The sequence below is a fragment of the Burkholderia sp. Ac-20379 genome (assembly GCF_017104645.1).
Taxonomy (GTDB): Bacteria; Pseudomonadota; Gammaproteobacteria; order Burkholderiales; family Burkholderiaceae; genus Burkholderia.
In genome coordinates this window covers 1-10011 of the sequence record NZ_JAAGPF010000284.1, presented here as the reverse complement: position 1 = coordinate 10011, position 10011 = coordinate 1, and the positions used below count along the sequence as shown (strand labels likewise).

General features: G+C 67.5%; 8 protein-coding genes and 1 pseudogene. 7 read left to right on the top strand and 2 right to left on the bottom strand.

Features of this window, described 5'->3' with window-relative positions:
* Both G3N92_RS26200 and G3N92_RS26195 read right to left on the bottom strand, forming a co-directional pair.
* Nucleotides 1-211, bottom strand: a pseudogene (locus G3N92_RS26200) (alpha/beta hydrolase); the annotation flags it as partial.
* 332 nt (nt 212-543) lie between these two features.
* Nucleotides 544-1854, bottom strand: a complete 1311-nt coding sequence (locus G3N92_RS26195; protein WP_206130497.1) for a hypothetical protein — start codon at nt 1852-1854, stop codon at nt 544-546.
* A 262-nt stretch (nt 1855-2116) separates the two neighbouring features.
* Between G3N92_RS26195 and G3N92_RS26190 the strand changes: the two genes are divergently transcribed.
* The 7 genes from G3N92_RS26190 to G3N92_RS26160 form a co-directional block, all read left to right on the top strand.
* On the top strand, nt 2117-3256 hold the full coding sequence (locus G3N92_RS26190; RefSeq protein ID WP_206130496.1) for a PAS domain-containing protein: 1140 nt from the start codon (nt 2117-2119) through the stop codon (nt 3254-3256).
* Between the two features lie 153 nt (nt 3257-3409).
* On the top strand, nt 3410-4669 hold the full coding sequence (locus G3N92_RS26185) for an aromatic ring-hydroxylating dioxygenase subunit alpha (protein ID WP_206130495.1): 1260 nt from the start codon (nt 3410-3412) through the stop codon (nt 4667-4669).
* A 522-nt stretch (nt 4670-5191) separates the two neighbouring features.
* Nucleotides 5192-6478, top strand: coding sequence for a glycine betaine/L-proline ABC transporter ATP-binding protein (locus G3N92_RS26180; protein ID WP_206130494.1), 1287 nt, complete (start codon nt 5192-5194; stop codon nt 6476-6478).
* Nucleotides 6475-7356: a proline/glycine betaine ABC transporter permease gene (locus G3N92_RS26175; protein ID WP_206130493.1), complete on the top strand. Its 882-nt coding sequence runs from the start codon at nt 6475-6477 to the stop codon at nt 7354-7356. The genes G3N92_RS26180 and G3N92_RS26175 overlap by 4 nt, the downstream gene beginning before the upstream one ends.
* 140 nt (nt 7357-7496) lie before the next feature.
* Nucleotides 7497-8375: a glycine betaine ABC transporter substrate-binding protein gene (locus tag G3N92_RS26170; protein ID WP_206130492.1), complete on the top strand. Its 879-nt coding sequence runs from the start codon at nt 7497-7499 to the stop codon at nt 8373-8375.
* A gap of 46 nt (nt 8376-8421) precedes the next feature.
* The gene (locus G3N92_RS26165) at nt 8422-9306 is read left to right on the top strand and encodes a dihydrodipicolinate synthase family protein (RefSeq protein WP_206130491.1); all 885 of its coding nucleotides are present in this window, start codon (nt 8422-8424) and stop codon (nt 9304-9306) included.
* A partial coding sequence (locus G3N92_RS26160) for an FAD-dependent oxidoreductase (RefSeq protein ID WP_206130490.1) occupies nt 9303-10011 on the top strand: 709 nt, incomplete at its 3' end. The genes G3N92_RS26165 and G3N92_RS26160, both read left to right, overlap by 4 nt.

The following is a 10011-nucleotide window of genomic DNA, read 5'->3' as shown; positions in this document are numbered from 1 at the left end:
GGTCGGCCATCGCGTAGCCGCCGGCCGGCGCGTCGGATTCGCCCCAGCCGCGCTGATCGATCGCGACGGTCCGGCAGCGCGCGCGCAGCGGGCCGGCCACGCCGTCCCAGGTGCGCGACGAGCCGCCCCAGTAGTGAAGAAAGACGAGCGCGAGCTCGCCCGTGCCGCTGTCGCGGACGTGAAGGCGTGTGCCGTGATGCTGGATATGCATGTCGATGCTCCCGTTGCTGCGCGCGCTGGCGCGGTGATGAGACGCCGGCGGGTACCGGCCTGGGAGCATCGTAGGTGGGGGGGCGACGGACGATAAGACGGGTTGCGCGATCGACAGCCGATCACGCGGCGATCGAATCTGGCGATGCGCGCCCCGCCGCGCGAACCTCGCTGTACGGGGCGCGGCGGCATCCAGGTTCGGCGCGGGCCCGGGCGGGGCGGCACCCGCGATCCATGCGAGCGATGGCCCGCCGCCCTGCTTCATCCGGCGTCACGCGCCGACACGGCCGCCTCCGCGCATGCGAAGGCGAACCGTGCGCCCCGGCGAAGCCGTTACTTCGCCTCGACCTGCTTCGTGCACAGCCCCTGCACGAAGAAGCCATCGGCGTTCGGCTCGTCGATGTAGTAGAGGTTCGTCGATGACACCGGCAGAAACACCATCGTGCTCTGCACCAGCTTGCCGTTCGACACGTTCGGCAGCAGGCCGGCCATCAAGCCGTTCACGCCGTTGGCATAGGTCGGCGTGGTGGTCGACAAGGCGGCGTTGAACGTGCTGTTCAGGTTCAGCGTCATCGGGCTGGCCGTGGTGCCCGACGGCGTGAGCGTGGTGCCCGAGATCGTGACCGTCGAGGCGATGATATTGCCGAGCAGTTGATCGTTGTCGTTGGTGTTCGGCTCGGAGCAGGTCCAGGTGCCGTCGTAGCTGCCGCTCGTCAGCGCGGCCGTGCTCTGCAGCACCCAGGCGCCGGTGCGCGTGGTGCCGCCGCTGTTGGTGCTGGCCTGGTCGAGCATGATCGTGTTGTTGCCGCCGCTCGTGCTGACGAACATCCGGCCGTACGGCGCGCCGTTGATGGTCATGTCGAACGCGCCCGGATAGGTGGTCTGATCCGGATCGACGCTGATGCTGCCGGTGTTGGCCACCTTCGGATTCGCGTCGTCCATGCAGCTGTCCGAATACGGCGCGCTCAGGCACACGCGCAGCGAACCGTCGGCGTTGATGCGCAGTTGCCCCGAATCCACATCCTGCGAACCGACCGGCACGCCGTTCGACGAATAATCGCCCGACAGCTTGATGAAGCTGTACGTGCCGGCGAGGCTCGACACCGTGGTCACGCCGTTGTTCGAGGCCGTCACCTGGCCGGCCAGCAGGCCGCTGCCCGCAGACACGTTCGGCACGCCGCTGAGCTGGCCGGTCAGCACGCCGTGATTGCTGGCGTCGGCCGTCACCGTGAACTGCATGCCCACCGCGCTCGCGCCGGCCGACAGCGTGGCCGGCACGGTGCCGCTGGCCTGGAAGCCGCTCACCACGTAGTTGCCGTTGGTCACGGTATAGCTGCCCACCAGCTTGCCCGACAGGCCGAACTTCGAGCTGACGAAGGTGGTCGTCACCTGCCCCTTGGCGGGCGCGTCGATCTGAACCGAGATCGTGTCGCCGAAGCTGACCGAGCCGATGTAGGTCTGCTGCGCGGCCAGCGGCTGCGCGGTCGCCTGCGTGGCGGTGCCGCCGGCGGTGCCGCCGGAGGTACCCGACGTCGTGCCCGATGCCCCGCCCGAGCTGGCCGTCGTGCCCGAGTTGTCGCCGCCGCCGCCCCCGCACGCCGTCAGCACTGCGCACACCCCGATGCAAATCCAAGTCTTTTTCATATTGGTCTACCGTTCTGAATAAAAAACCGCGGCGTCCATTCGCCGTTCGCGCGGTCCATTTCGAATCGCATGCCTTTCAAAGCGTAAACACGGCGAAATCGTTTTCGTCGATTAGGATTTATTTCGCTTGGCATCGACGTTATGGCATTCTGCGGAGTTGCAAATCGAGGCGCATGATCAAAATGCGTCATGACAGAAAAGAGAAACGGCATCGCACGCCAGAATGCGAGCCGGGGCCGGGGGGCGGATGGCACTACGGGAAGTGAAAACGGGCAAGGCGGAAGCGCTCGAGGGGCTGCTGGCAGGGTTTTACGACGCGGTGCTGGAACCGGATGCCCTGCTGGGCGCGCTGACGGCGTTCGACAACTGGATGGGCAGCAGCGTCGCTCACATGGTGGGCTGGGACAGCGTCACCGGCAGCGCGCCGATCAGCGTCATGACGCGGCCGGAATTTCTGCCGGCCGGCGACGCCTATGCGAATTACTACGGCCATATCGATCCGCGCCGCACGCTTGCGCAAGCGCGGCAAGTGGGCGAGATATTCAGCTGCGACGATTATTTCGATGCCCGTTTCGTATCGCACAGCGAGTTTTATCAGGATTTACTGATTCCATTCGGCGTGCGTTACGTGCTCGGCAGTTGCGTGTATCGCGAAGGCGGTCTCGACGTGTATCTCGTGTTCAATCACGCGGTGGGCCAGCCGTCGTTTTCGCCGATGCAACGCCATGCGGCCGAACGCCTGATGCCGCATCTGCGGCAAACCATCCGCCTGATGATGCGCAACACGTCGCTGCAGGCCGGCATCGCCGCGGGCGACGCCGCGCTCGACGCGCTCGGGCAAGGCGTGATCGCGCTCGATTCGAACAACGGCATCGTGTTCTGCAACCGCAGCGCGGAAGCATGGCTCGGCCGGCAGCGCCGGATCGATACGGCCGGCCGCCGGCTCGAATCGACCGGCGCCTGGAGCCCCGCGCTCGGCGATGCGATCGCGCGCGTGCGCCTCGCGCATCACCCCGTCAGCATCGCAATGCGCACCGGCGCGGACGCCTGGCACCTGACGGTGCTGCCGATGCCCGCGCACGGCACGTCCAGCCCCCTCGCCGCCCGGTCGCTGCTGGCGCCGCTGCGCGCCGACCTGATGATCACGGTGCGGCGCGCCGAGCGCGACGCGGCCGCCGGCGAGGCCCAACTGGCGCAGTTGTTCGGGCTGACGCCGGCCGAGGCGCGGCTCGCGCATGCGCTGGCGCGGGGGCGCTCGCTCGACGAATTCGCCGCCTCGGCGGCGATCACCGTGACCACCGCGCGCAATCAGTTGCGCGCCGTGCTGTCGAAAAGCGGGCACCGCCGCCAGCAGGATTTCGTGCGCGCGGCGGCCGCGCTGCCGGCGTTCGGCAACGCCTGAGCCGCGTCTCGCATAACGCTGCGTCATGCGAGACGCAAAAGAAAGCGCGTTGACGCTGTTTTTCGGCCCTTCAATACTGATTTCGAGACCGGGCGGCCCCACCGCCCGCCGCCCAACCGGCCCCCATCGAAACCGACCGAAGAAGGAACCCCCATGTCCGTCGACGCCATCAAGACCCACGCCGAACTGCTGCGCAGCCGCCAACCCGGGCATGGCATGCCCGGCGAGCTGTTCGGACGCCAGGACGTGTTCGAGACCGACGTGGACGTGTTCTTCCAGCGCCACTGGATCCTGGTGGGCGTGACGGCCGACGTGCCGGAGCCGGGCGACGTGTCGACGGTCGACATCGGCCGCGCCTCGGTGCTGATCGTGCGCGACGACGACGAAGGCATCCGCGCCTACCGCAACGTGTGCCGCCATCGCGGCGCGCGCCTGAAGGAAGCCGGCAAGTCGACGGTCGGCATGCTGGTGTGCCCGTATCACCAGTGGACCTACGACCTCGACGGCAGCCTGCGCCACGCGGCGCACATGGGCAAGGATTTCGACCGCACCTGCCGCAGCCTGATCCCGGTGCATGTGCGCGTGGTCGGCACGCACATCTTCGTGTGCTTCGCCGACGAGGCCCCGGCCGACATCGCCACGCTCGAAGCCACCATGACGCCGCGCTTCGCGCCGTACGACCTGACCCGCACCAAGATCGCGTTCGAATCGGAAATCGTCGAGAACGGCAACTGGAAGCTCGTGATCGAGAACAACCGCGAGTGCTACCACTGCGAAGGTACGCACCCCGAACTGACGGCCTCGTTCCTGCCGGAGGATTTCGGCTTCTGCCCCGACAACCTGAGCCCGGAATCGCTGGAAGCGCTCGACGCCTATCACGCGCGCAACGCGGCCTGCCAGCGGAGCTGGGATGCGGACGGCTTCGTCGGCGACACGGTCGAGCAGCTCGACGAACACGTGGAAACGCAATTCCGCACCCAGCGCCTCGTGATCGCGGGCAACGGCGAATCGCAGACGCTCGACACGCGCGTGGCCTGCCGCAAGCTGTTCGGCGAGATCACGCGCCGCGACCTCGGCGACACCCACATGTGGACGCACAACTCGTGGACGCACGTGATGAGCGACCACGCCGTGATCTCCTACATCATCCCGCTCGCGCCCGATCGCACGCTGGTGCGCAGCAAGTGGCTGGTGCACGCCGACGCGGTGGAAGGCGTCGATTACGACGTGAAGACGCTGACGGAAGTGTGGGTGGCCACCAACGCGCAGGACGCGAACCTGGTGGCGATCACGCACAGCGGCACGCAGGATCCGGCCTACCGGCCCGGCACGTTCTCGCCGTTCACGGAAACCTACGTCGACCAGTTCTCGCGCTGGTACGCCGCACGGCTCGACGCGCACGGCGTGCGCTGACCCCTTGGGCGGGCCGCCGCGCCCGCCTGTCGTCGTTCGCGTTCCCCTCCCGATTTCCGCCCATGTCGGCCCGGCGCCGGCGGCAGGCCTGTCCTGCCGCCGGCGGCCGTCGCTGGCCGTTTTGCATGGCATGGCGCGTCCCACGTAGGACATTCCCTGAGTTTCCCTTATGCAGCGCATGCGTAAAAGCGCCGTCCACGCTCGCCGCAGCGCATCATCGATTTTCTCAACCTACTGTTTTTAAATAGTTATTTCGAATGCCTCGTTGACGACCGCATGCACCGCCCGGCGCTGCACCACCGCGCTGCATGAGTAAATGTGAGGGAAAGCATGCAGAAAATGTCGCGGGTGACGTGAATTTGACTTGATACGCTTTGACTCAAGCATGAAGCAACGCGAATCGACGGTTTTTCATACCAATATTGCGCATACGTCGATTGAATGAGCAATTTTATTGCTCGATTTATCGAATTCATGCGTGCATCACCCGTCGTATCTCAACCTGCAAGGTGGGAAGATCGAATGACCCCGAATCTGAGCTTTACCCCCAGCGACGCCCTGCGATCCGGCCCCGGCATCGCGCAAGGCCCGTCGTCGGCGCGATCGGTGCCGATGGCGGCCACCGAAATCCTGTCGGTGCGCAATCTCTCGAAGGTGTTCGGCGCGAAGCCGGAACGTGCGCTGGAGATGCTGCGCCAAGGTTGCGGGCGCAACGAGATCTTCGAACAGACGGGCAACATGGTGGCCGTCAACGACGTGAGCCTCGGCGTGCGCTCGGGCGAGATCTTCGTGATCATGGGCCTGTCCGGCTCGGGCAAATCCACGCTGGTGCGGCTGCTGAACCGCCTGATCGAGCCGACCGCCGGCCAGGTGATCCTCGAAGGCCGCGACATCGCGCCGATGCCCGAGGCGGAGCTGCGCAAGGTGCGCCGCGAGAAGATGGCGATGGTGTTCCAGTCGTTCGCCCTGCTGCCGAACCGCAGCGTGCTCGACAACATCGCCTACGGCCTCGAAGTGGCCGGCATGAACAAGGCGGCCCGCTATGAAGTGGCCCGCACCGCGCTGACGCGCGTGGGCCTGGGCGCCTACGAAAAGCTGCTGCCGGGCGAGCTGTCGGGCGGCATGCAGCAGCGCGTCGGGCTGGCCCGCGCGCTGGCGGTCAATCCTTCCGTACTGCTGATGGACGAGGCGTTCTCGGCGCTCGATCCGATGATCCGCTTCGAGATGCAGAACGAATTGCTGCGGCTGCAGAAGGAAGAGCAGCGCACCATCGTGTTCATCTCGCACGACATCGAGGAAGCGATCAAGATCGGCGGGCGCATCGGCATCATGAAGGACGGCTGCCTGATCCAGGTGGGCACGCCGGCCGAGCTGATCCAGTCGCCGGCCGACGCCTACGTGCGCGACTTCTTCCGCAATGTGGATGTGTCGCGCTTCCTGAACGCCGCCACGCTGATGACGCCGGCCGACCGCCGCGCCGTGATCCGCCACGCCGATACGCCGTCGAACCGCTTCCTCGACACGCTGCTCGACGCGGGCCTCGAATGCGGCTACGTCTGCGACGAAGCCGGCCATTACCGCGGCGTGGTCACCGCCGCCTCGCTGCGCCACGCCGGCACGAAGCCGGTGCGCGACGCGCTGGTGGCCGACATCGCCGCGCTGCCGGCCGACGCCGATCTGCAACGCCTGTCGAGCGTCGCGCTCGAACAGGCGCACGACGTGCCGGTTGTCGATCTGGCAGGCCAATTCGCCGGCACCGTGTCGTGCCGCACGATCCTCAAGCACCTGATGGAAAGGAAGGCAGCATGAACCCGTCGATCATCGGCCAGTTCGCCGAAAACAGCGTCAATTTCCTGTTCCTGCATTTCCGCGGCGGTTTCGACGCGTTCTCGGCCGCGCTCGGCGCGGTCGTCAAGCTGCTCGAGGACGGCCTCGCGGCAATTCCGTTCGCGGCGATGGTGGTGGTGCTGGTGGCGCTGGCCGTCTGGCGGCGCGGCGCGGGCTTCGGCGCGTTCACCGGCCTCGCGCTGCTCGCGATCCACTACATGGGCCTGTGGGCGCAAACCGTCTCCACGCTCGCGCTGGTGGTGGCCGCCACCGCGTTCAGCCTCGTGATCGGCGTGCCGCTCGGCATCTGGGGCGCGCGCAGCCGCCGCGCCGGCGTGGTGCTGCGCTCGCTGCTCGACTTCATGCAGACCATGCCCGCGTTCGTCTACCTGATCCCGGCCGTGATCCTGTTCGGCCTCGGCCGCGTGCCGGCCGTGATCGCCACCATCGTGTTCGCGATGCCGCCGGTGGTGCGCCTGACCACGCTCGGCATCCTGCAGGTGCGCGAGGAGCTGATCGAGGCCGGCCGCGCGTTCGGCAGCACGAATTCGCAACTGCTCTGGAAGATTCAACTGCCGAACGCGCTGCCGTCGATCATGGCCGGCGTGAACCAGACCATCATGATGGCGCTGTCGATGGTGGTGGTGGCGTCGATGATCGGCGCGGGCGGCCTCGGCGAATACGTGCTGAGCGGCATCCAGCGCCTCGACATCGGCATCGGCTTCGAAGGCGGGCTCGGCGTGGTGCTGCTGGCCATCGTGCTCGACCGCCTGACCGAAAGCTTCGGCGTGAAGCCGCGCAAGGCCCGCAAGCCGGTGGCGGCCAAGCCCGCCGCGGCCGGCAATGCGGCCCGCACCTGAAATCCCGCCGTGCCGGCTCCGGCAGGCACGGCAACCCCAGCAGCACCGGCAATACAAGAACCGAACCCTTACCGGCAACTTGCACGACCCGGCTCAACCGACACGCTAGCGGCGCCGCCGATTACCCATAGGAATCCTAGATGAAAACCTCTCTGCGCAACTCGCTGTTCGCGTGCCTGACGGTATCGGCCGCCCTGATCGCCGGTGCGCCGGCTTCCGCCTCCGCCGCCGAACCGGTCAAGATCGCCGTGACCAACTGGGCCGACGTGATGGCCACCGCGAACGTCGCGAAATACGTGCTCGAAACCCAGCTCAAGCAGCCGGTGTCGCTGGTGCAGGCCGCGATCGGCATCCAGTTCCAGGGCGTGGCGCGCGGCGATCTCGACATCATGGTGGGCGGCTGGCTGCCGGTGACGCACGGCACCTACTATGCGAAATACAAGAACGATCTGGACGACACCGGCGTGATCTACGACGGCGGCCGCAACGGCTGGGCCGTGCCCGCGTATGTGCCGGAGTCCGAACTGTCGTCGATCTCGGATCTGAACAAGCCGGATGTGAAGGCACACCTGAACGGCATCATCCAGGGCATCGAGCCGGGCGGCGGCCTGATGCAGGCATCCGAGAAAACCATCAAGGATTACGGCCTGAACGGCTACACGCTGCAGGCGTCGAGCGAGGCCGGCATGCTGGCCAGCGTATCGCGCGCCTACCAGAGCAAGCAATGGGTGGTGGCCACGGTGTGGAGCCCGCACTGGCTGTTCCAGAAGTGGCAGATGCGCTACCTGAAGGATCCGAAGGGCACGCTCGGCGGCGAGGAGCATATCCACGGCTTCGCCTCGAAGCAGTTCGCCGGCAAGTTCCCGCGCGCCCACGTGTTCTTCCAGCACTTCAAGCTGACGCTGGCGGATGTCGAGGCGATCGAGCTCGAAGGCAACAACACCAACGATTTCGCCACGGCCGCGAAGAAGTTCGTCGATGCGCACCCCGAGAAGCTGAAGGCCTGGCTGGCGCAGTAAGCGCCCCGCCCCGCCCGATCCCCTCTCCTTCATTCGAGAACCCGACATGAACTTCGAAGGCGTCCATACCCCGCTCGTCACGCCGTTCGCCGCCGATGGCGGCATCGATCACGAACGGCTCGGCCGGCACGCGGCCAACCTGGCCACGCGCGTGGCCGGCATCGGCATCGGCGGCACCACCGGCGAGTACTACGCGCTGAGCTTCGACGAGCGCGTGCGCACGTTCGACACGGTGACCGCCGCGGCCGGCGGGCGCACCGGCATCACGGCCGGCATCAACGCCACCACCACCGAGGAAGTGATCCGCCTCGGCCTGGCCGCCAAGCAGGCCGGCATCGGCGCGCTGCTGCTGGCCGCGCCGTACTACGCGCAGCCCACGCAGGACGAACTGCTCGCCCACTTCCTGAAGGTGGACGACCGGCTCGACATGCCGGTGATGCTCTACAACTTCCCGGCGCGCACCGGCACGGCGATCGGCGACGAGGTGCTGGCCGCGCTGCTGGCGCGCCCGAACTTCATGGCGATGAAGGAAAGCACCGGCGACATCGGCCACCTGCATCACCTCGCCACGCATTTCGGCAAGCGTCTGGTGCTGAGCTGCGGGATGGACGATCAGGCGCTCGAGTTCTTCGTGTGGGGCGCGCGCAGCTGGGTGGCGGGCGCCTCGAACTTCCTGCCGGGCGCGCACACGGCGCTGTTCGACGCCTGCGTGAAGCAGCGCGATTTCGACAAAGGCCGCGAGCTGATGACGCAACTGCTGCCGGTGCTCGAACTGCTCGAGCGCGGCGGCAAGTTCATCCAGTACGTGCGCTACGGCTGCGAGCTGGCCGGCCTGCCGGTCGGCCCGGCGCGCGCGCCGCTCGGCGGCCTGACCGACGCCGAACAGGCCGCGTTCGCGCAGGTCGTCCGGCCGCTGCTCGACGCCGCATGAACGCCGCCACGCGTCCGACGCTGGAATTCACCCACTTCCCGGCCGCCGACGGACGCAACGGCTGGTGGGAATCGCTGCCGGCCGCCGCGCCGGCGCGCGAGGTGAGCGGGCAGATCGCCGCCGACTGGGTGGTGATCGGCGGCGGCATCACCGGGCTGTGCGCGGCGCGCCGCCTGGCCGAACTCGCCCCGGACGCCGCGATCGTGCTGGTGGAGGCGGACCGGATCGGGCGCGCCACGGCCGGGCGCAATTCGGGCTTCTTCGTCGACCTGCCGCACGACATCAGCAGCGAAGGCTACTCGCGCAGCATCGAGGCCGATCTCGCCGACGTGCGGCTGCAACGCCACGGCATCGATTACGTGCGCGACACGGTGCGCGCGCACGGCATCGAATGCGACTGGCGCGACGAAGGCAAATATCACGGCGCGATCAACCCGCGCGGCCAGGCCGCGCTCAAGCATTTCACCGACGGCCTGGACCGGATCGGCGAGCGCTACGACTGGCTCGACGCGGCCGCGATCCGCGACGTGACGGGCAGCCCCGCGTATCGCGGCGCGGTCTTCACGCCCGGTTGCGCGACCGCGCAGCCGGCGGCGCTGATGCGCGGCCTCGCGGCCACGCTGCCGCCCAACGTGCAGGTGTACGAAGCGAGCCGCGCGCTGCGCATCGAGCCGCGCGGCGGCCGGCACTGGCTGACGTTCCCGC

Coding starts and splice junctions, on each gene's coding strand:
- G3N92_RS26165 (WP_206130491.1), top strand. CDS start 8,422: ATGAACTTCGAAGGCGTCCATACCCCGCTCGTCACGCCGTTCGCCGCC.
- G3N92_RS26170 (WP_206130492.1), top strand. CDS start 7,497: ATGAAAACCTCTCTGCGCAACTCGCTGTTCGCGTGCCTGACGGTATCG.
- G3N92_RS26195 (WP_206130497.1), bottom strand. CDS start 1,854: ATGAAAAAGACTTGGATTTGCATCGGGGTGTGCGCAGTGCTGACGGCG.
- G3N92_RS26185 (WP_206130495.1), top strand. CDS start 3,410: ATGTCCGTCGACGCCATCAAGACCCACGCCGAACTGCTGCGCAGCCGC.
- G3N92_RS26180 (WP_206130494.1), top strand. CDS start 5,192: ATGACCCCGAATCTGAGCTTTACCCCCAGCGACGCCCTGCGATCCGGC.
- G3N92_RS26175 (WP_206130493.1), top strand. CDS start 6,475: ATGAACCCGTCGATCATCGGCCAGTTCGCCGAAAACAGCGTCAATTTC.